We start from the raw sequence: 20,338 nt of genomic DNA, 5'->3' as shown, positions 1-20,338 counted from the left end.
AATGGGTAAAAAAATACTATTTATGGGAACACCAGATTATGCTACAAAAATCTTTGAGGAGATTTTAAAAAGTTCTTATGAAATAGTAGGACTTTTTACTCAGCCAGATAAACCTATTGGAAGAAAGCAAGTTATAACTGCTCCTCACATTAAACAATTTTGCATAGATAATGATTTAGATATTACAATTTTTCAGCCTGAAAAATTAAGAAATAATCAAGAAGCAAAACAGCAAATTGAAGCCTTAAATCCAGATTTTATAATAGTTGCAGCTTACGGACAAATTTTACCAAAAGAGATTTTAAATATAGCTCCATGTATTAATTTACATGCTTCCTTATTGCCAAAATATAGAGGTGCAAGTCCTATTCAAGAGTCATTATTAAATGGAGATACTTATACAGGAGTTACATCTATGTTAATGGAAGAAGGACTTGATAGTGGTGATATTTTAGGCTTAAAATATTTTAAAATACCCCAAACTATGGAAGTTGCAGAACTATTTTCTGAACTCTCAGAATTAGCTTCTAAACTTACAATTGAAACTTTAGATAATTTTGAAAAGATAAGTCCAAAAATTCAAAATGAAACGAATGTAAGTTACTGTAAAAAGATAAAAAAAGAGCATGGAGAAGTGAGTTTTGAAAATGCAGAAGCTCTTTATAAAAAATACAAAGCTTATTCTTACTGGCCTGGAGTTTATTTAAAATCAGGGCTTAAATTAAAGAAAATTTCTCTTGTAGAAAATAATTCTTCAAATAATGCAGGTGAAATATTAGACATTGAAGATGATGGTATAATTATAGCTTGTAAAAAAGGTAGTTTGAAAATTGCTACATTACAAGCTCCTTCAAAAAAAGAAGTTAGTGCAATTGATTATATCAGAGGTCAAAGAATTTCTTTACGGAATATTTTAATTTAATTTATTATATCATTACTTAATATCTTTTATAGAAGTAATAATTATGAAAAAAAGTAAAAATCGCTACAATATTTATGATCTAAAACTTTTCAATATAGATGATTTTGATATTTTATTACACAAGATATTAAAGCAAGTAAGAGAAATAATTTGTGCAGAAGCAGGAACTATTTATACTGTAGATAATGATGCTTTATGTTTTAATGTTTTTCAAAATGATTCTATGACTTATGAAGATATTTTTCTTCAATATAAAAAATTAAAAGATGTAAAACTTCCCCTTGATCCAAACTCAAAATACCTTGCAGTTGATGCTTATATAAGCGAAAAAATTATAATAGTTAATGATGTTTATAAAACGAAAAGATATGAATTTCTAGGTGTAAAAGAGTACGACAAAAAAAATAATTATAAGACCCACTCTATAATCACAGCTCCAATAATACACCCAATTGAGAATAAGAAACTAGGTGTTATTCAACTTATAAATAAAATTGATAGTGGTGATACTTTTGATTTTGATGAAAAAGATAAAGATACCTTAGCCATGGCAAGTTCTTTGATTGCTTTGTCAATTTGCCAAGCTCATGATGACTTTATTAGGTTAAAAGAGTTAAATGATGAATTAAAAATGGCAAATGAAAAACTAACAAAAAAAGTTGAGTATGAGATTAGTGAAAATGAAAAAAAATCAGCAATAATTTTTCACCAGTCAAAATTGGCATCAATGGGAGAAATGATAGGTAATATTGCACATCAGTGGAGACAACCATTAAGTGGTATAAGTACACTTGCCAGTGCACTTAGTTTTAATTTAGAATTGAATATTGATGATAAGAAACAAAGCATTGAAACTCTTGATAAAATAGTTGATACAACTAGATATCTTTCTGATACTATTGATGATTTTAGAAATTTTTATAAAATTGATAAATATGAAAAAACTTTTAATTTAGCAAAAAACTTGCATCAAAGTGTATCAATAATTAATGTTGTTTTATCAGAATATGACATTGAAATAATATTTGACTTGGATGATAGTATTAATTATTTTGGATTAGAAAATGAATTAAAACAAGCTACTTTAAATATTCTACAAAATGCAAAAGATGCCTTTCATATTAATATGAATCAAAATGATAAAAACAAGTTTATTTTTATTACTTTAGAAAAGATTGATGATTTAATATTTATAAAAATTAAAGACAATGCAGGTGGAATAAAAGAAAATATTTTAGAAAAAATATTTACAAAAGATTTTACTACAAAAGATGAACATAAAGGCACAGGTATAGGCTTGTATATGACAAAAGTAATTATTGATAAAAGTTTTGGTGGTACAATAAAAGCTGAGAACTGTACCTTTGAATATAAAGGTATTCAATGTGCAGGAGCTTTGTTTACTATTGAGTTTCAAGCTAAGAAGTAATAAAAACCTGTCACACTTAATAGTGAAAGTAAAACACCTATTACTAATGCATTTACAGCTAATCTTTCATCTAATCCACCTTGAATAGCTAAAATTACAGCCATAGTCATTGGTGGCATTGCCACTTCTAATATTGTTACCTTACTCCAAGTATCATCTAGATTGTAAAATATTGAAAATCCTATCATTACAAGTATTGGCATTAAAAACATTTTTATACCAAGAAGTAAACTTACAGTTTTAAATTTATAAAAAATATTTTTTACTTCTAATTTCATACCAATTGCAATCATGGCTACGGGTACAACTGTAGCACCTATTGCACCTGCTGTATTCATTACAAAAGTGGGAACTGTAAAATATTTTAAAATAATAGTAACAAAAAACATAATAATAGGTGGAAAAAATAATACTTTTCTAGTCATGGCTTTAAATCTTATAAGTTCACCACTTCCCCAGTTCACAATAACTGAACCCAATGATACTACTAATAAAAAAGAACCAAAAAGATCATAAATAAGAGCATAAACAACATAATCTTGCCCATAAAAAGCATCAATATATGAAAATCCCACAAATGAGGTATTCCCAAAAGTTCCAACTGCCATAAAGGTTGCTAGTGTTTTTTTCTCAAATTTTAAAAATTTACCAATAAAATATGTCAAAACAAGATTTGCTAAAATTATAGTATTAAACATAAAAATCATATTTAAAAATTTAAGATCTAAAGTAAGTGGATAAATTTTTATAAAAACCATTGCTGGAAGTGAAAAATATATAACAAAATCGACTAAAGCTTGAGAGTTATCTTTTATAAAAATCTTAAAAAAGTAACCTATCATCAAATATAAAGCAATTGGTAAAACTGGATCTAACATTATCTCTCCAAATTAAAAAGTAAATATTATATATATAAGTTCATTAATATGAACTTGTAGATTAATTTAGTACAATGCATTTATGGAAATTAGATATTTAAAAAGTGTTGATTCTACACATACATATTTAAAAGAATATATAAAGAGTAATGGTTTTTCCAATAGTTTATGTTTTTATACCCAAGAACAAACTGCAGGAATAGGTAGTCGTGGTAATTCATGGATAGGTACAAAAGGAAATTTATTTTTTTCTTTCGTAATAAAACAAGATGATTTACCAAATGATTTAGAAATACAAAGCGCATCAATTTATTTTTCTTATGTTTTAAAAAATATATTAAAAGATTTTGGTTCAGAAGTTTGGCTTAAATGGCCAAATGATTTTTATATAAATAATTACAAAATTGGTGGAACTATAACCTCTGTCTCAAATGGTTTAGTCTATTGTGGAATAGGCTTAAACTTAAATAATGTTAATAGTGAGTTCTTAAAACTAGATATACAAATAAATATAAAAGAATTATTTAAATTATATTTTCAAAATATTGAAAAAAAGATTTTATGGGAGGATATTTTAAAAGAATATGTGGTAGAATTCGAAAGAAGTAAAAATTTACACGCAACAATTAACAATGAAAAAATACCCTTAATCAATGCACAGTTAAATAGTGATGGTTCGATAAATATTAATAATAAAAAGGTTTTTAGTCTAAGATGATGGCAGAAGTAATAACAATAGCAAATCAAAAAGGTGGAGTTGGTAAAACAACTACAGCTGTGAATTTAAGTGCAGCTTTAGCCTTACAAGGGAAGAAAGTATTATTAATAGATGCAGATCCACAAGCAAATGCAACTACAAGTTTAGGGTTTCACCGAGACACCTATGAATATAATATTTATCATGTTATGCTTGGAACAAAAGAATTAAATGAAATTATACTAGACTCAGAAATTGATAATTTGAAAGTAGCACCTTCAAATATTGGTTTAGTTGGTATTGAAAGAGAATTTTATAAAAATACAAAAGATAGAGAATTAATATTAAAAAGAAAAATTGATCCTATTAAGAAAGATTTTGATTATATTATTATTGATTCACCTCCTGCATTAGGTCCTATTACAATTAATACACTAAGTGCTTCTAATTCTGTTTTAATACCAATTCAATGTGAGTTTTTTGCACTTGAAGGTTTGGCACAATTACTTAATACTATAAAATTAGTAAAACAAACTATTAATAGACAACTACAAATTAGAGGATTTCTTCCAACTATGTATAGTGCACAAAATAATCTTGCAAAACAAGTATTTGCAGACCTTGCACAACATTTTGAAAGTAAATTATTTAAAATTGATGGTAGTTCATATGTAGTAATACCAAGAAATATTAAACTAGCAGAAAGCCCAAGTTTTGGAAAACCAATTATGCTTTATGATGCGGCAGCAATTGGTACAAAAGCTTATACAAATTTAGCAAAAGCAATAGCAGGATAAAAAATGGCAAAAGCAGCATTAGGTAGAGGTTTAGGTGAACTATTAGGTGAAGTTGAATCAGCTTATGAAAGCAATAACAGTTCTTCTTCTAAAGAAAGTGGTATGGATATTTATTTAGATGTAAATAGTATCAAACCAAATCCCGCACAACCTAGAAAAATATTTGATGAAGATAAATTAAAAGAATTAAGTGATTCAATTAAGGAACATGGTCTTATTCAAGCTATTAGTGTAATTGAGTCAACTGAATATGGTGAATATATCTTAATTGCCGGTGAGAGAAGATTAAGAGCTCATAAATTAGCTAATATTGATAAAATCAAAGCAAATATTTTAGATATTGATAGTAACAAATTAAGAGAAATCGCTTTAATTGAAAATATTCAAAGAGATGATCTAAATGTAATTGAATTAGCATATTCGTATGCTCAACTTATAAATGAGCACTCTTTAACACATGAAGAACTATCAGTAAAAGTTTTTAAAAGTAGGACATCTATAACAAATACTTTAAGACTTTTACAATTATCTTCTTATGTTCAACAAATGTTGGCTAATGATAAAATAACTGCTGGTCATGCAAAAATAATGGTAGGGCTTGATGAAGAAACACAAAGAAAAGTTACTGATAGTATCATAGGACAAAAATTGTCTGTAAGAGAAACAGAACTACTTATTAAAGATATTAAAAAACCTGAACCAACTTCGGCTAAAAAAGCAAAATCATCACCTAAAAATTATGATTTAAAACCTTTAAGTAGTGTTGTTGATGAATTATCAAAAAATAATCTAAAAGTAAAACTTGAAAAGAATTGCTTTAAGATAGAAATCAAATCTCAAGAGGATATTGAAAAGATATCTAATTACTTTCGTAACACTTTATAAAATTTATCTAACAATTTGACCCATTTAATAAATATTTATATAATATTTCGCTAAAATTTATAAGTTTTAGTCAAACTAAACTGTAAAAAATATGGAGGAATGAATGTTAGACATAAGTCCTGTATTGTTGCTTAGCTCTGGTATTATTTTCTTATTAGTACTTGCCAGACTAAACAGTTGTCTATTTACGCCTCTACTAAAGCATATGGATGAAAGAGCAAAATCTATCAAAAGTGATTTAGAGAATGCAAAGTCAAATACTGCTGATGTAGATGGGATGCTAGCTGAAGCAAATGATATTATTGCAAAAGCTAAAAAAGAAGCTGCTGTAATTAGAGAAGAAGCTTTTAATGAAGCTAAAAAAGTTGCTGATTCTAAATTAGAACTTGCAAAATCAGATATTGAAACAAAATATTCTGATTTTAAAGTTTCTTTAGATAAAGATTCAAAAGCTTTAAAAGATTCATTAATCGCGGCAATGCCTCAATTTAATGAGAGCTTAAAAGCTAAGTTAAGCTCAATATAAGGGAGAAGAAGTGAACAAATTATTATTAACTTTATTAGCTTTAGCTCCTGTAGCGTTATTTGCTAATAGTAATGGTGCGGAAACTGATATAATTCAAAGAACCGTTAACTTTGTAATCTTTGCTGGAATTTTATGGTATTTATTAGCCGATAAAATTAAAGCTTTTTTTGCAAATAGAACTTTAGAAATTCAATCTGAATTAGATAAAGTACAAGATACTTTAAAAGCTTCACAATCAAAAATTGATGAAGCAGCAGTAAAACTAGAGCAAGCTAAAAAATTAGCTGCAGAAACTGTTGAACTTGCGAAATCAGAAGTTGGTGCATTAAAACAAAAAGTTGCAGATGCAGTTGACCATGATATTGCTCAATTAAACAGAAATTTCGATGAAAAAATAGAAGTTGAAACTAAAAAAGTGCAAAGACAAGTTGTTGAAGAAATTCTAGAAGAGCTACTTAAATCTGAAAATATTGCATTATCGCAAGATGAATTAGCAAGTATTATACTTAAGAAGGTGGCGTAATGAATGATTTAATTGCAAAAAGATATGTTAAAGCACTATTAGATGGTAAAGATTTAGCTACTGCAACTTCAATTTGTAATGAATTAAGTGAAATTTCAAAAGCATTTGCTGATGATAAGTTTATCTCTATCATATCTTCAATTGAAGTAAAAGAATCTCAAAAAACAGATTTAATAATCTCGTTGATTGATAATATTTCTGATACTACAAAGAATTTAATAAAATTGTTAGGTAGTAAAAAAAGATTAGAAATTATTCCATTTATACTTGCAGAATTAAAAGCTAATATTGCAGTAATGGAAAATTCTTATGAAGGTGTTGTTTATACTAACAATGCATTATCTGATCAATATATTAACTCTATTGCAGAGCAATTTAGTAAGAAATTTGATGTTAAATTATCTTTAACTCAAAATGTATGTGATTATGATGGTATTAAAGTTGATATTGATGGACTTGGCGTTGAGATTAGCTTCTCAAAAGATAGACTTAAATCACAAATGATAAATCATATTTTAAAAGCAGTTTAGAACTTATAAAGGAGAAATTGAATGGGTGCAAAAATTCAAGCTGATGAAATCAGTTCGATCATCAAAGAAAGAATTGATAACTTTGAATTAAATGTAGATGTAAATGAGACTGGTAAAATTATCTCTTATGCAGATGGTATTGCTCAAGTTTACGGTCTTAAGAACGTTATGGCTGGTGAGATTGTAGAATTTGAAAACGGCGAAAGAGGGCTAGCTTCTAACCTTGAAGAAGCTTCTGTTGGTGTTGTTGTTTTAGGTTCTGGAAATGGATTAAGAGAAGGTTCTTCTTGTAAAAGAGTTGGAAAACTATTAGAAACACCAGTTGGTGAAGCTATGGTTGGAAGAGTTGTTAATGCATTAGGTGAACCAATTGATGGAAAAGGGACTATTGAATCAACTGAAACAAGATTTGTTGAAGAAAAAGCTCCTGGAATCATGGCTAGAAAATCAGTTCATGAACCATTACAAACAGGTATTAAAGCAATTGATGCACTTGTTCCAATTGGAAGAGGTCAAAGAGAGCTTATTATTGGAGATAGACAAACTGGTAAAACAACTGTTGCTATTGATACAATCCTTAACCAAAAAGGTGAAAATGTAATTTGTATTTATGTTGCAATTGGTCAAAAATCATCTTCAGTAGCTTCTGTTGTTAGAACATTAGAAGAATCTGGTGCAATGGAATATACAATTGTTGTTAATGCTTCAGCTGCAGATTCAGCTACATTACAATTCTTAGCTCCATATACTGGTGTTACAATTGGTGAGTACTTTAGAGATAATGGGAAACATGCATTAATCGTTTATGATGATTTATCAAAACATGCAGTTGCATATAGAGAGATGTCATTAATTTTAAGAAGACCTCCAGGTCGAGAAGCTTATCCAGGGGATGTATTTTACCTACACTCAAGATTACTTGAGAGAGCTGCTAAAATGTCAGATGAAAGAGGAGCTGGTTCAATGACAGCTTTACCTATTATCGAAACACAAGCAGGAGATGTTGCAGCATATATTCCTACAAATGTTATTTCTATTACAGATGGTCAAATCTTCTTAGAAACTAACCTTTTCAACTCAGGAATTAGACCTGCAATTAATGTGGGACTTTCTGTATCAAGAGTTGGTGGAGCAGCACAAATTAAAGCTACTAAGCAAGTTGCTGGTACTTTAAAATTATCACTTGCACAATATAGAGAACTTGAAGCATTTGCTCAATTCGCATCTGATCTTGATGAAAGTACAAGAAGAGAACTTGAACTTGGTCAAAGAATGGTAGAAGTATTAAAACAAGGTGTTAATAAACCTTTAGTTATTGAAAAACAAGTTGTTATTATTTATGCTGGAACTAAAGGATATTTAAACGATATCGCAGTTTCTGACGTTGTTAGATTTGAAGATGAATTACATGCATTTATTGAGCAAAAATATTCAAATATTTTAGATGAAATTAAATCTAAGAAAAAATTAGACGAAGATACTGAAGATAATTTAAAATCTGCGTTAGAAGAGTTTAAAACTGTTTTTAGTGCAAAATAAGGATTAGTCAATGGCTAACTTAAAAGAGATTAAATTAAAAATTGGTAGTGTTAAAAATACTCAGAAGACTACAAAAGCTATGAAGCTTGTATCTTCTGCAAAACTTACGCGTACTAGACAATTGTCTGATCAAGCTAAAAGTTATGCAGAAAAGATTAATCAAGTTCTTTCTGAGATTGCACACAGAGTTGGCAAAGTTCAAGATGATGGAATGCACAATAGAGCATTTATTCAAAATGAAAGTCCAAAAACAGTAGATATTGTTTTTGTTACTGCTGACAAAGGTCTTTGTGGTGGATTCAACATGGCTACGATTAAAGCTGTAATGCACATGATGAATGAATACAGAGCAAAAGGTGTAACTGTAAGATTAAGAGTTGCTGGAAGAAAAGGTGTTGATTACTTTACTTTCCAAGGTGAAACATTGACTCAAAAAGTTAGCGATTTATCTTCTACTCCTGATTATAATAGAGCTTCTGATTTTATTCAAGAAGTTGTAACTGATTTTCAAAATGGAGTTACTGATAAAGTAGTTTTAATATATAATGGATTCCTTAATATGTTAACTCAAGAGTTAAAAATTAAAGAGATCTTACCAATTAGTTTTGAAAATGTTGAATTAAAAGAAGAGTCATCTATGCTTAATATTGAGCCAGATGATGATGAAGAAGTGTTAAATGAACTAACTGAGAAATACATTCAATTTAATATGTATTACTCTTTACTTGATTCTTTAGCTGCTGAACATAGTGCAAGAATGCAAGCTATGGAAGCTGCAACTAAGAATGCAAAAGAAAAAGTTGATAGTTTAACAGTTGAGTACAATAAAGCTAGACAAGCTGCGATTACAACAGAGCTGATAGAAATTATCAGTGGTGTTGAAGCATTAAAATAATTTAAAGGAGCTGCCCGTATGAAAGGTAAAATTGTTCAGGTAATGGGTCCGGTAGTTGACGTAGAGTTCGACGGATACTTACCAGAAATTAATGAAGCAATTCAAGTTACATTAACTGACGCTAAGGCTGATAGATTAATACTAGAAGTTGCTGCACATATTGGTGATAGTAGAGTTAGAACTATTGCTATGGATATGACAGATGGATTAACAAGAGGACAAGAGTGTATTGCACAAGGTGGACCTATTCAAGTTCCAGTTGGTGAAGCAGTATTAGGAAGAATTTTCAATGTAATTGGTGATCCAGTTGATGAAGGTGAAGCAATACCAGAAGAGACTCCAAGATGGTCTATTCATAGAGCTGCACCAACTTTTGAAGAACAATCTACAAAAACAGAAATGTTTGAAACAGGTATCAAAGTAGTTGACCTTTTAGCACCATATTCAAAAGGTGGTAAAGTTGGACTATTCGGTGGTGCTGGTGTTGGTAAAACAGTTATTATTATGGAATTAATTCATAATGTTGCATTTAAACATTCAGGATACTCTGTATTTGCAGGTGTTGGTGAAAGAACAAGAGAAGGAAATGACCTTTATCATGAGATGAAAGATTCTAATGTACTTGATAAAGTTGCTTTATGTTATGGTCAAATGTCTGAGCCTCCAGGTGCAAGAAATAGAATTGCATTAACAGGTCTTACTATGGCTGAGTATTTTAGAGATGAACAAGGTCTTGATGTACTTATGTTCGTAGATAATATTTTTAGATTTGCACAATCAGGTTCTGAAATGTCAGCTCTTTTAGGAAGAATTCCATCTGCTGTTGGATATCAACCTACACTTGCATCTGAAATGGGTAAATTACAAGAAAGAATTACTTCTACTGCAAAAGGTTCAATTACTTCTGTTCAAGCGGTATATGTACCAGCGGATGACTTAACAGATCCAGCTCCAGCTTCTGTTTTTGCTCACTTAGATGCAACAACAGTACTTAATAGAAAAATTGCTGAAAAAGGTATTTACCCAGCAGTTGATCCATTGGATTCAAGTTCAAGAATTCTAAGTGCAGATATTTTAGGACAAGAACATTATAACACTGCTAGAGGTGTTCAATCAGTATTACAAAAATACAAAGATTTACAAGATATTATTGCAATTCTTGGTATGGATGAATTATCTGAAGAAGATAAACTTGTAGTTTCTAGAGCAAGAAAAATCGAGAGATTCTTATCTCAACCATTCTTCGTTGCTGAAGTATTTACAGGGTCTCCTGGTAAATATGTAGAGTTAAAAGATACAATTGCTGGTTTCCAAGGTATCTTAGAAGGTAAATATGATAGTATTCCAGAAATGGCATTCTATATGGTTGGTGGAATTGACGAAGTTCTTGCCAAAGCTGAGAAAATGAAATAAACCATTAAGGTAAATTTATGGATACACTAAAATTATCAATAGTTACACCAAATGGACCAATATTTAATGGTGATGTTAAAACTGTAACTCTTCCTGGAAAAGAGGGAGAGTTTGGAGTATTACCAGGTCACTCATCATTGGTATCTTCATTAACAGTTGGTGTGATTGTAATTGAAAAAGAGAATACAACTGAGGCAGTAGCAATTAACTGGGGTCACGTTAATGTTAGCGAGACTTCAGTTGATGTTTTAGCTGATGGTGCTGTGGCACTTACTCAGGGTGGAGACTCTGATATTGCTAAAGCTATTGATGCTGCAAAAGAACTTGTTAATTCAGTTTCTGATGCTAATGTATCAATCGCATCTGTTGAAGCAAAAATCAACTCATTTAGTTAAGTAAAAATGATTGATATAATTTTAAATTATTTTACAAATAGTAGCGCTATTACACTTGTTGTATTAGCTCTGCTATCTGTTTATTTTGTTTTGATTTTTTGGCTTTTTATATTTAAAAATAGTCAACTTTCTGGACTAATTACTAATGAAAAAAAGTCTTTAGAAACACTTACTTCTAGAGATTCAATCTTAAGTCCACTGTCTGGTTTAAGCAGATGTGCTAAAACATCTCGTTCAAAACCCTTATTACATGCTTGTGAAATTTCAATTATTAAAGATGCCAGTGAAGGTTTATCTTGGTTATCTATAGTATCTTCAACTTCTCCATTTATTGGTTTATTTGGTACTGTTGTTGGAATTTTAGAGTCATTTGCAAAATTTTCAACTCAATCAAAAGTTGGATTTTCAATTATTGCACCTGCTATTTCAGAAGCATTAGTTGCAACTGCAGGTGGAATTTTTGTAGCAATTTTTGCTTATACATTTCATCAAATATTGACTAGAAAAGTTTATGAATTAAACACCTATTTAAAGGCTCAATCTGAAATTTTGATTGCTAAGGCATAAAAAATATGTATGATTATAATCAAAAGCCTGATTTAAATATTACTCCAATGGTAGATATCATGTTAGTATTGCTAGCAATTTTAATGATTACTGCTCCTGTTATAGAGTTTGAAGAACCAGTAAATTTACCAAATGGTAGTAAATCTAGACAATTACAAGATGTTAAAAAAATCTCTATTTTAATTACTAAAGATAGAGAAATTATTATTGGAAAAAACAAATATGAATTAAAGAATTTTGCAGATAGTTTTATTCTTTATTCAAATAATAAAAATAAAGATACTCCTATTCATATTAGAGCTGACAAAAGTTTAATTTATGATGATGTTATTTTTGTGTTAAAAACAGTCAAAGAAGCTGGCTTTTTCAAAGTTTCTTTAATCACTGATGGATAATCATGTTCTTTTCAAATTCTATTTCAAAGCAAAATAGTCTTTTAATTGCTTTACTTACATACTTTATAATAATATTTTTGTTTTTTCTTTATATAAAAACTTCTGATGTCAAAAAATTTGATGCTTTTAATAAAACAACTACAATTGAACTTAGTATTTTGCTTGATAAAGATAGTAAAATTATAAATAAAGAGTCTCATAAAGAGAAGAGTAAAACTATTGATAAAGTTGTTGAAAAGTCAAAATCAATAAGTGCTAAACAACAAAATAGTGTAAAATCTCTTTTTGCAAATGTTAAAGATACTAGTGAAAATGTTATTGAGAATAGTGTTAATAATGTTGTTAAATCTGAAGTAGCAAGTAGATTTAAAGCAAAATTTGAAAAAGAAAGAAAAAGTGAGAAACTATCAGTATCTACTTTATTAAATAATGTTAAATCAAAAGCTTCAGTAATGCCAAGTAATGAATCAAAAAATTCTATTGATCCATATTATTCTAAAATTTATGAATTATTAGCAAAAAGATGGAATCCAAGTTTAGTTGGAGATGATTTATTTGCAAAAGTACTAGTAATTATTACAAATGATGGTAAATTTGATTTTAGATTTTTAAAATACTCTGGAAATGAGTTTTTTGACAAATCTTTAACCTCTTTTTTAAATGAACAAGTTAATATTACATACCCAGAACATGATAAAGGTTCTGAAGTAAAAATTGAAGTAATATTTAAATCAGAAAGGTAATAATTATGAAAAAAGTATTTTTTTTATTAACATTAATTTGTATTAATTTATTTGCAGTTGATGCATCAATGGAGATTATTAAAAAATCTGATAATTTGCCAAAAATAGAAATATCAGTAGCAAGTGATACATCAAATGTTGAATATATAAATAAAATAAAAAAATTATTGATTCAGGACTTACTAGTAAGTGGTCATTTTGAAGCAATGTCAAGTAATGAAAAAATAAGTTTTTCATCTAATCCAAATATGTTAAGCTTGAAAAATAGGGGTATTGATTTATTTTTAAACATATCAATAAGACAGAGTAGTTTTGGTGGTTTAAATTTAAATGTTAAACTTTTTGATAATAATTTAATGCAATTAATTTTAGAAAAGACTATCTCATCATCTCAACTAGATAGATATCCGTTTGTAGCACATAGGGCAGCTATTGTTATCAATAAACACTTAAATGCACCATCAATTGATTGGATGGATAAGTTTGTAGTTTTTTCTGTATATAAAGATGCAAAAGAAGCAAACATTGTAATTGGTGATTATACTTTAACTTTCCAAAAAACGATTATAAAAGGTGGATTAAATATTTTCCCTAAATGGGCTAATGATAAGCAAGATAGTTTTTATTATACTTCTTATAGAGGCTCTTCTCCTCAACTTATTAAATATAATTTATACACTAGAAAAGTAGATTATATAATGAAATCTGAAGGTATGATAGTTTGTTCAGATGTTAATAAAGATGGTTCAAAACTTTTAATTACAGCTTCTCCTGAAGGTCAACCTGATATTTATTTGTATGATACAAAAAATAAAAGAAAAGAAAGGTTGACAAATTATAAAGGTATTGATGTTGGAGCTCATTTTGCAGAAAATGACACTAAAATAGTTTTTGTATCTGATCGATTAAATCATCCAAATATATTTGCAAAGAAAATTAATGGTAGAGGAGTTGAGCGATTAGTTTATCATGGTAGAAATAACTCTTCTGCTACAACTTTTGATAATTATGTAGTTTATAGTAGTAGAGAAACACAAAATGAATTTACTGATAATACATTTAATTTATATCTGATTTCACTAAAAAGTGATTTTATTAGAAGATTAACAACTAATGGAGTAAATCAATTCCCAAAATTCTCAAATGATGGAGAATCTGTTTTATTTATAAAAAATTATAGAAATAAAAGTAATGTTGGTATTATTAGGTTAAATTACAATAAATCATTTTTATTTCCTCTAACTAGTGGTAAATTACAATCAATAGATTGGTAAAATGTCATTATATAATAATGAGTTAAGTTTGGTTTGAGTAGAATTTAACAATTCACAATAAGGATAATTAATGAAAAAATATGGTTTATTAGCTTTTGTAGCAGCTACATTACTATTTACAGGTTGTAGTCAGAAAACAGTTGAAATGGAAAATACAACTCCAAGTCCAACAAATTCAGAGTCTACTTTAAATACAGTTGAAACTACTGATAATAGTGGTATGACTGCTGATAATATGACTACTGATGGAAAAGGTAACTATTTTGTAGTTAATGGTAAAAAAGTATTTGTTGAATCAATATACTTCGGATTTGATAAATTTAAATTGACTGAAGATCAAAGAAAAATTGCTTCTGAAAATGCTTCAAAACTTAAAGGTTTAGATGGAAGTGTTAAAGTTGAAGGTAACTGTGATGAGTGGGGAACAGATGAATATAACTATGCTTTAGGTTTGAAAAGAGCAAAAGTTGTAAAAGATGCATTAGTTTCTGATGGAATTGCTTCAAATTCTATTTCAATTGTAAGTTTTGGTGAAAGTAATCCTGTTTGTTCAGAAAAAAACAAAGAGTGTTGGTCTAAAAATAGAAGAGCAGAATATAAGCCACTTCCATAATATATGAACAAATTTTTTATAATTATTTTATTAACTAGCACATTAACATATGCCGAAGAGGTATCTGTTTTTGGTGCTGGTAATTTAGATTCTGCAAATCCCTATGGACTTACAAAAACAGAAAAACGTATTTTAAAGAACAAAAATGAATTGGGTTCGATTGATACAAAAGTAAAAACAGTAAATACTACTGTTAATACTTTAAGTGAGAGAATTGATGGCTTAGAGTCAATCTATGAAGGTGATTCTCAAAAATTAAATAATGTTGTTTTAACATTAAATAAACTTTTAAATGATTTTGAAATAAATCAAAATCTTACAGATAAAAATACTGAAGATATAAAAGATATAAAAAAATCTATAGATCAATTAAATATTTTACAAAAAAATATTTCTGATGAGAATACAAAAAATTTAAAGAATTTAAAACAAGCTGTTGAAAAATTAACTGATAAAATAAATAAAATTGATTCTAGTTACTTATCTGAAAAAGATTATAAGAAAAATATGGATCAATTTGTAACAATAAAAGAATTTGAAGCATTGAAAAAAAGCTTAAACATTAAAAGTAGTAAAAAAACTCAATCCAATGTAAGTGTAAAAAGTGATAATGCGGAAAAGATAAGCTCTACAGGTGATAATGCTTCTATTTTAGAAGAAGCGAAGAGACTTTTTAAAATTGACTATTTTACAAATGCAATTCCAATGTTTGAAGGTTTGATTGCTGCTAATTATAAGCCAGCTGAATCGAACTATTATTTGGGAGAGATTTGGTATTATAGAAAAGATTACGATAAAGCAATATCGTATTTTAAGAAGTCTGCTTTGTTATATGATAAGGCTGATTGGATGCCTTCATTATTACTTCATAGTGCGATATCATTTGAAAAAACGGGTGATTTTAAAAATGCTGCTTCTTTTTATGAGACTTTGATGACTAATTATCCAGAGTCAAAAGAAGCAAAAAGCGCAGATAAAAATCTATCAAAATTAAATTAAAAAAAAGGAAAAACATGTCAAAAGTTATAGGTATAGAATATACATTAAAAGATGCTAATACAGGAGATCATTTAGATTCAAATGTTGGTGCTGCACCACTAGAATTCGTATCAGGAAAAGGTCAAATAATCCCAGGATTAGAGTCAAAATTAATTGAAATGAATGTAAGTGAAGAAGCTGATGTTTTAGTTGAACCAAAAGATGCTTATGGTGAATTAAATCCAGAAGCTGTACAAACATTACCAAAAGAGCAATTTGCAGGTATTGAATTAAAAGAAGGTATGAGCCTTTATGGAACAGGTGAACAAGGTGAAACTGTTCAAGTTACAGTTACAGGTTTTAATGATAACGAAGTAACAATTGATTATAACCATCCAATGGCTGGAAAAACATTAATGTTCTCAGTAGCTATTTTAAGCTCAAGAGCTGCAACTGAAGAAGAGATTCAAACAGGTGTTGTTGGTGGAATGGCTGCTATGGGTGGCGGTGGTTGTTGTGGTGGTGGAAGCCATGATCACGGATCATCTGAAGGTGGTTGTTGTTCAAGCGAACCTAAAGAAGAGGCAAAATCACACGGTGGTTGTGGTTGTAGTCACTAGTATTTATTACTCTTTACAAAATTTTTTAAAATGCCCGAAAGCACATCTGCTTTTGGGCATTTTATTTTTATGACAAATATTAAATAGTATAATGCTGTTTTAAAAACCAAGTAAAAGATATAAGGATTAAAATATATGAAAAAAGTCGCTTTTATATTCCCTGGACAAGGAAGTCAAAAAGTTGGTATGGGAAAAGATTTCTTTGAAAATAATGATATTGCAAAAGATATGATTAAAAAAGCTAGTGATAGATTAGGAATAAATTTTGAAGAGCTTTTATTTGAAGAAAATGAAAATTTAGGAAAAACTGAATACACACAACCAGCTATACTTTTAGTATCTGCAATTGCTTATGAAGTTTTCAAAGATAAGTGTGATATTAAGCCAGAATTTTTATTAGGACACTCTCTTGGTGAGTTTTCAGCTTTAGTTGCAGCTGGTGCAATTGATTATTTAGATGCAATTGAATTAGTTCATAAAAGAGGTCTTTTTATGAATGAAGCTTGTTCTGGTGGAAATGCAGGAATGATGGCATTAGTTGGATTAGAAGATTCAAAAGTTGAACTTATCTGTGAAGAACAAAGAGAAAATGGTAAAAAAGTTTGGCCAGCAAATTATAATATGGATGGACAATTAGTTCTTGCAGGTATTAAATCTGATTTAGAATCATTAGTAGATACTTTTACCGCTGCTGGTGCAAAAAGAGCAATTGTACTTGATATGAGTGTTGCTAGCCATTGTGAGTTACTTACAAGTGCAGTTGAAAACCTAAGACCATATTTAGAAGAGTATATTAAAGATGAATTTTTACCAGTAGTTTCAAATGTATCAACGCAAAGTTATACTACTAAAGAAGAAGCAATAGAATTATTAGCTTCACAACTTACAAGCCCAGTAAAATATAAACAATCAATAGAAAAATATGCTTCTAAAATAGATTTATTTATAGAATTTGGTAATGGTGTTGTTTTAAAAGGTTTAAATAGAAAAATAGTAAAAGTTCCAACAGCAAATGTATCTGATATGAGCTCATTGGAAAAAGTAATTGGAGAAATAAATGAATAAATTAGCGATAATGGGAGCTATGGAAGAGGAAATTGAACCTCTATTGGCTCATTTTGATAATGTAAATGTAGTAGAGTTTGCAAATAATAAATATTATGAAGTTTCATATAAGGGATTAGATATTGTTATTGCCTATTCTAAAATTGGAAAAGTATTTGCGAGTTTAACTGCAACAACCATGATTGAAAAGTTTGGGTGTGATACTTTACTTTTTTCAGGAGTTGCAGGTGGAATTAATCCTGATCTTAATATTGGTGATTTAATTATTGCAAATAAACTTTGTCAACATGATTTAGATATTACTGCATTTGGACATCCTCATGGATATGTTCCAGGGGGCGGTGTATTTGTTGAAACAACAAAAGAGTTAAACGATATTGCAAAAAAAGTAGCTTCTAATAATGGAATGAAAGTTATTGAAGGAATTATTGCAACAGGAGATCAATTTGTTCATTCATCTGAAAGAAAAGACTTTATACAAAGTACATTTAATGCAGATGCTTTAGAAATGGAAGGTGCAAGTGTTGCAGTTGTATGTGATGCTTTAAATATTCCTTTCTTTATTCTTCGAGCTATTTCTGATACAGCAGATATGGATGCGGGCTTTGATTTTGATGAATTTTTAAAATCAAGTGCAAAAAACTCAGCTGACTATTTAATTAAAATAGTAGATGAATTATTAAAATAAGAGTTTTACTCTTATTTTAAATACTAAACTCAATAAAAACTAACAAAAAACTCTATATATTATTACTAAAATTTACAAACTTTATTTTTTTTCAAAATTTAAGCCAAGATTAAAGAAAAGCGCTTGACAAAGACAAAAAAACCTATTATAATTCCCGTCCAATTTGAGTGACAAACGTCGCAAAGGGTTGATGTTCTTTAACAAACTACGGTTTTAAGAAGTAAGTAACTTTTATAAACCGAATATGATATAAAACAAGAGAATTTATACAATTCTCGTCTATTAAAAAAACAATGAGTAATGTCAGTAAACAATTGCAATTAATCTTTTTAGGAAGATTAGATAAAAGAGTTAGACACTAGTCATGATTAAACTAAACATTTATGGAGAGTTTGATCCTGGCTCAGAGTGAACGCTGGCGGCGTGCTTAACACATGCAAGTCGAACGAGAACGGATTATAGCTTGCTATAATTGTCAGCTAAGTGGCGCACGGGTGAGTAATATATAGGTAACATGCCCTAGAGAGGGGGATAACAGATGGAAACGTCTGCTAACACCCCATATGCCTTTAAGACCTAAGTCTGCAAGGGAAACATTTATGGCTCTAGGATTGGCCTGTACGGTATCAGTTAGTTGGTGAGGTAATGGCTCACCAAGACAATGACACCTAACTGGTTTGAGAGGATGATCAGTCACACTGGAACTGAGACACGGTCCAGACTCCTACGGGAGGCAGCAGTGGGGAATATTGCACAATGGACGAAAGTCTGATGCAGCAACGCCGCGTGGAGGATGACACATTTCGGTGCGTAAACTCCTTTTATATAGGAAGATAATGACGGTACTATATGAATAAGCACCGGCTAACTCCGTGCCAGCAGCCGCGGTAATACGGAGGGTGCAAGCGTTACTCGGAATTACTGGGCGTAAAGAGCGTGTAGGCGGGTAAATAAGTTGGAAGTGAAATCCTATGGCTCAACCATAGAACTGCTTCCAAAACTGTTAACCTAGAATGTGGGAGAGGTAGATGGAATTTCTGGTGTAGGGGTAAAATCCGTAGATATCAGAAGGAATACCGATTGCGAAGGCGATCTACTGGAACACAATTGACGCTGAGACGCGAAAGCGTGGGGAGCAAACAGGATTAGATACCCTGGTAGTCCACGCCCTAAACGATGTACACTAGTTGTTGTGAGGCTAGACCTTGCAGTAATGCAGTTAACACATTAAGTGTACCGCCTGGGGAGTACGGTCGCAAGATTAAAACTCAAAGGAATAGACGGGGACCCGCACAAGCGGTGGAGCATGTGGTTTAATTCGACGATACGCGAAGAACCTTACCTGGTCTTGACATAGAAAGAACTTTCCAGAGATGGATTGGTGCCTGCTTGCAGGAGCTTTCATACAGGTGCTGCACGGCTGTCGTCAGCTCGTGTCGTGAGATGTTGGGTTAAGTCCCGCAACGAGCGCAACCCTCGTCGTTAGTTGCTAACAGTTCGGCTGAGAACTCTAACGAGACTGCCTACGCAAGTAGGAGGAAGGTGAGGACGACGTCAAGTCATCATGGCCCTTACGACCAGGGCTACACACGTGCTACAATGGGGTATACAAAGAGCAGCAATACGGTGACGTGGAGCGAATCTCAAAAATGCCTCCCAGTTCGGATTGTAGTCTGCAACTCGACTACATGAAGTTGGAATCGCTAGTAATCGTAGATCAGCTATGCTACGGTGAATACGTTCCCGGGTCTTGTACTCACCGCCCGTCACACCATGGGAGTTGAATTCATTCGAAGCGGGGATGCTAAAATAGCTACCTTCCACAGTGGATTTAGCGACTGGGGTGAAGTCGTAACAAGGTAACCGTAGGAGAACCTGCGGTTGGATCACCTCCTTTCAGAGTAATGAGATTAGATTCGTTTCTAATCTCAAGAAATAAAAAAACAATGGGTAAATATCCAATATC

At 30.2% G+C, this 20,338-nt stretch carries 22 protein-coding genes and 1 rRNA gene; 22 read left to right on the top strand and 1 reads right to left on the bottom strand.

What is annotated here, in order from left to right; all coding sequences use genetic code 11:
- Position 1: 1 nt before the first annotated feature.
- On the top strand, positions 2-922 hold the full coding sequence (gene fmt, locus LXN10_RS02490; RefSeq protein ID WP_375724369.1) for a methionyl-tRNA formyltransferase: 921 nt from the start codon (positions 2-4) through the stop codon (positions 920-922).
- A gap of 43 nt (positions 923-965) precedes the next feature.
- The gene (locus LXN10_RS02485; RefSeq protein WP_375724368.1) at positions 966-2,351 is read left to right on the top strand and encodes an ATP-binding protein; all 1,386 of its coding nucleotides are present in this window, start codon (positions 966-968) and stop codon (positions 2,349-2,351) included.
- On the opposite strand, the gene LXN10_RS02480 is transcribed toward LXN10_RS02485, so the two are convergent.
- A complete protein-coding gene (locus LXN10_RS02480; RefSeq protein WP_375724367.1) occupies positions 2,336-3,229 on the bottom strand; it encodes an AEC family transporter in 894 nt (297 codons plus the stop codon). The genes LXN10_RS02485 and LXN10_RS02480 overlap by 16 nt on opposite strands.
- 82 nt (positions 3,230-3,311) lie before the next feature.
- Between LXN10_RS02480 and LXN10_RS02475 the strand changes: the two genes are divergently transcribed.
- The 20 genes from LXN10_RS02475 (at position 3,312) to LXN10_RS02380 (ending at position 20,269) form a co-directional block, all read left to right on the top strand.
- Positions 3,312-3,947, top strand: a complete 636-nt coding sequence (locus LXN10_RS02475; protein WP_375724366.1) for a biotin--[acetyl-CoA-carboxylase] ligase — start codon at positions 3,312-3,314, stop codon at positions 3,945-3,947.
- Positions 3,947-4,723: a ParA family protein gene (locus LXN10_RS02470; protein WP_129101597.1), complete on the top strand. Its 777-nt coding sequence runs from the start codon at positions 3,947-3,949 to the stop codon at positions 4,721-4,723. Before LXN10_RS02475 ends, LXN10_RS02470 begins: the two co-directional genes overlap by 1 nt.
- A gap of 3 nt (positions 4,724-4,726) precedes the next feature.
- Positions 4,727-5,608, top strand: coding sequence for a ParB/RepB/Spo0J family partition protein (locus LXN10_RS02465; RefSeq protein WP_375724365.1), 882 nt, complete (start codon positions 4,727-4,729; stop codon positions 5,606-5,608).
- A gap of 103 nt (positions 5,609-5,711) precedes the next feature.
- Positions 5,712-6,134 (top strand): F0F1 ATP synthase subunit B family protein, encoded by a 423-nt coding sequence (locus LXN10_RS02460; protein WP_375724364.1) that lies wholly within the window; start codon positions 5,712-5,714, stop codon positions 6,132-6,134.
- Positions 6,135-6,144: 10 nt separating this feature from the next.
- Complete coding sequence (locus LXN10_RS02455) at positions 6,145-6,657, top strand: F0F1 ATP synthase subunit B (RefSeq protein ID WP_375724363.1); 513 nt, start codon at positions 6,145-6,147, stop codon at positions 6,655-6,657.
- Positions 6,657-7,187 (top strand): F0F1 ATP synthase subunit delta, encoded by a 531-nt coding sequence (locus LXN10_RS02450; RefSeq protein WP_375724362.1) that lies wholly within the window; start codon positions 6,657-6,659, stop codon positions 7,185-7,187. The genes LXN10_RS02455 and LXN10_RS02450 overlap by 1 nt, the downstream gene beginning before the upstream one ends.
- 21 nt (positions 7,188-7,208) lie before the next feature.
- Positions 7,209-8,726, top strand: a complete 1,518-nt coding sequence (gene atpA, locus LXN10_RS02445; protein WP_375724361.1) for a F0F1 ATP synthase subunit alpha — start codon at positions 7,209-7,211, stop codon at positions 8,724-8,726.
- Positions 8,727-8,736: 10 nt separating this feature from the next.
- Entirely contained in the window at positions 8,737-9,621 is an 885-nt protein-coding gene (gene atpG / locus LXN10_RS02440) for an ATP synthase F1 subunit gamma (RefSeq protein WP_375724360.1), read from the top strand.
- Between the two features lie 18 nt (positions 9,622-9,639).
- Entirely contained in the window at positions 9,640-11,034 is a 1,395-nt protein-coding gene (atpD, locus tag LXN10_RS02435) for a F0F1 ATP synthase subunit beta (protein ID WP_375724359.1), read from the top strand.
- Positions 11,035-11,051: 17 nt separating this feature from the next.
- On the top strand, positions 11,052-11,429 hold the full coding sequence (gene atpC, locus LXN10_RS02430) for an ATP synthase F1 subunit epsilon (protein ID WP_013136137.1): 378 nt from the start codon (positions 11,052-11,054) through the stop codon (positions 11,427-11,429).
- A 6-nt stretch (positions 11,430-11,435) separates the two neighbouring features.
- A complete protein-coding gene (locus tag LXN10_RS02425) occupies positions 11,436-11,996 on the top strand; it encodes a MotA/TolQ/ExbB proton channel family protein (protein WP_375724358.1) in 561 nt (186 codons plus the stop codon).
- 5 nt (positions 11,997-12,001) lie between these two features.
- Positions 12,002-12,391, top strand: a complete 390-nt coding sequence (locus LXN10_RS02420; protein WP_129101555.1) for an ExbD/TolR family protein — start codon at positions 12,002-12,004, stop codon at positions 12,389-12,391.
- Between the two features lie 2 nt (positions 12,392-12,393).
- The gene (locus tag LXN10_RS02415) at positions 12,394-13,134 is read left to right on the top strand and encodes an energy transducer TonB (protein WP_375724357.1); all 741 of its coding nucleotides are present in this window, start codon (positions 12,394-12,396) and stop codon (positions 13,132-13,134) included.
- Positions 13,135-13,139: 5 nt separating this feature from the next.
- Positions 13,140-14,408, top strand: a complete 1,269-nt coding sequence (tolB, locus tag LXN10_RS02410; protein ID WP_375724356.1) for a Tol-Pal system protein TolB — start codon at positions 13,140-13,142, stop codon at positions 14,406-14,408.
- A gap of 70 nt (positions 14,409-14,478) precedes the next feature.
- A complete protein-coding gene (locus tag LXN10_RS02405; RefSeq protein WP_375724355.1) occupies positions 14,479-15,021 on the top strand; it encodes an OmpA family protein in 543 nt (180 codons plus the stop codon).
- 3 nt (positions 15,022-15,024) lie between these two features.
- A complete protein-coding gene (locus tag LXN10_RS02400) occupies positions 15,025-16,020 on the top strand; it encodes a tetratricopeptide repeat protein (RefSeq protein ID WP_375724354.1) in 996 nt (331 codons plus the stop codon).
- A 14-nt stretch (positions 16,021-16,034) separates the two neighbouring features.
- Positions 16,035-16,619 (top strand): FKBP-type peptidyl-prolyl cis-trans isomerase, encoded by a 585-nt coding sequence (locus LXN10_RS02395; RefSeq protein WP_375724353.1) that lies wholly within the window; start codon positions 16,035-16,037, stop codon positions 16,617-16,619.
- A gap of 135 nt (positions 16,620-16,754) precedes the next feature.
- The gene (gene fabD, locus LXN10_RS02390) at positions 16,755-17,684 is read left to right on the top strand and encodes an ACP S-malonyltransferase (RefSeq protein ID WP_375724352.1); all 930 of its coding nucleotides are present in this window, start codon (positions 16,755-16,757) and stop codon (positions 17,682-17,684) included.
- Complete coding sequence (locus LXN10_RS02385) at positions 17,677-18,372, top strand: 5'-methylthioadenosine/adenosylhomocysteine nucleosidase (protein ID WP_375724351.1); 696 nt, start codon at positions 17,677-17,679, stop codon at positions 18,370-18,372. The genes fabD and LXN10_RS02385 overlap by 8 nt, the downstream gene beginning before the upstream one ends.
- Before the next feature lie 380 nt (positions 18,373-18,752).
- Positions 18,753-20,269: ribosomal RNA gene (locus LXN10_RS02380) — 16S ribosomal RNA — on the top strand.
- Positions 20,270-20,338: the final 69 nt, after the last annotated feature.

The organism is Arcobacter iocasae (assembly GCF_042214795.1).
GTDB lineage: Bacteria > Campylobacterota > Campylobacteria > Campylobacterales > Arcobacteraceae > Arcobacter > Arcobacter iocasae.
Note: the sequence above shows the minus strand (reverse complement) of the source record. Positions and strands in the feature narration are given on the sequence as shown.

What these genes read in the sequence shown, in the direction of transcription:
- fmt (WP_375724369.1), top strand. Translation starts at nt 2, where the DNA reads ATGGGTAAAAAAATACTATTTATGGGAACACCAGATTATGCTACAAAA.
- LXN10_RS02485 (WP_375724368.1), top strand. Translation starts at nt 966, where the DNA reads ATGAAAAAAAGTAAAAATCGCTACAATATTTATGATCTAAAACTTTTC.
- LXN10_RS02480 (WP_375724367.1), bottom strand. Translation starts at nt 3,229, where the DNA reads ATGTTAGATCCAGTTTTACCAATTGCTTTATATTTGATGATAGGTTAC.
- LXN10_RS02475 (WP_375724366.1), top strand. Translation starts at nt 3,312, where the DNA reads ATGGAAATTAGATATTTAAAAAGTGTTGATTCTACACATACATATTTA.
- LXN10_RS02470 (WP_129101597.1), top strand. Translation starts at nt 3,947, where the DNA reads ATGGCAGAAGTAATAACAATAGCAAATCAAAAAGGTGGAGTTGGTAAA.
- LXN10_RS02465 (WP_375724365.1), top strand. Translation starts at nt 4,727, where the DNA reads ATGGCAAAAGCAGCATTAGGTAGAGGTTTAGGTGAACTATTAGGTGAA.
- LXN10_RS02460 (WP_375724364.1), top strand. Translation starts at nt 5,712, where the DNA reads ATGTTAGACATAAGTCCTGTATTGTTGCTTAGCTCTGGTATTATTTTC.
- LXN10_RS02450 (WP_375724362.1), top strand. Translation starts at nt 6,657, where the DNA reads ATGAATGATTTAATTGCAAAAAGATATGTTAAAGCACTATTAGATGGT.
- atpA (WP_375724361.1), top strand. Translation starts at nt 7,209, where the DNA reads ATGGGTGCAAAAATTCAAGCTGATGAAATCAGTTCGATCATCAAAGAA.
- atpG (WP_375724360.1), top strand. Translation starts at nt 8,737, where the DNA reads ATGGCTAACTTAAAAGAGATTAAATTAAAAATTGGTAGTGTTAAAAAT.
- atpD (WP_375724359.1), top strand. Translation starts at nt 9,640, where the DNA reads ATGAAAGGTAAAATTGTTCAGGTAATGGGTCCGGTAGTTGACGTAGAG.
- atpC (WP_013136137.1), top strand. Translation starts at nt 11,052, where the DNA reads ATGGATACACTAAAATTATCAATAGTTACACCAAATGGACCAATATTT.
- LXN10_RS02425 (WP_375724358.1), top strand. Translation starts at nt 11,436, where the DNA reads ATGATTGATATAATTTTAAATTATTTTACAAATAGTAGCGCTATTACA.
- LXN10_RS02420 (WP_129101555.1), top strand. Translation starts at nt 12,002, where the DNA reads ATGTATGATTATAATCAAAAGCCTGATTTAAATATTACTCCAATGGTA.
- LXN10_RS02415 (WP_375724357.1), top strand. Translation starts at nt 12,394, where the DNA reads ATGTTCTTTTCAAATTCTATTTCAAAGCAAAATAGTCTTTTAATTGCT.
- tolB (WP_375724356.1), top strand. Translation starts at nt 13,140, where the DNA reads ATGAAAAAAGTATTTTTTTTATTAACATTAATTTGTATTAATTTATTT.
- LXN10_RS02405 (WP_375724355.1), top strand. Translation starts at nt 14,479, where the DNA reads ATGAAAAAATATGGTTTATTAGCTTTTGTAGCAGCTACATTACTATTT.
- LXN10_RS02400 (WP_375724354.1), top strand. Translation starts at nt 15,025, where the DNA reads ATGAACAAATTTTTTATAATTATTTTATTAACTAGCACATTAACATAT.
- LXN10_RS02395 (WP_375724353.1), top strand. Translation starts at nt 16,035, where the DNA reads ATGTCAAAAGTTATAGGTATAGAATATACATTAAAAGATGCTAATACA.
- fabD (WP_375724352.1), top strand. Translation starts at nt 16,755, where the DNA reads ATGAAAAAAGTCGCTTTTATATTCCCTGGACAAGGAAGTCAAAAAGTT.
- LXN10_RS02385 (WP_375724351.1), top strand. Translation starts at nt 17,677, where the DNA reads ATGAATAAATTAGCGATAATGGGAGCTATGGAAGAGGAAATTGAACCT.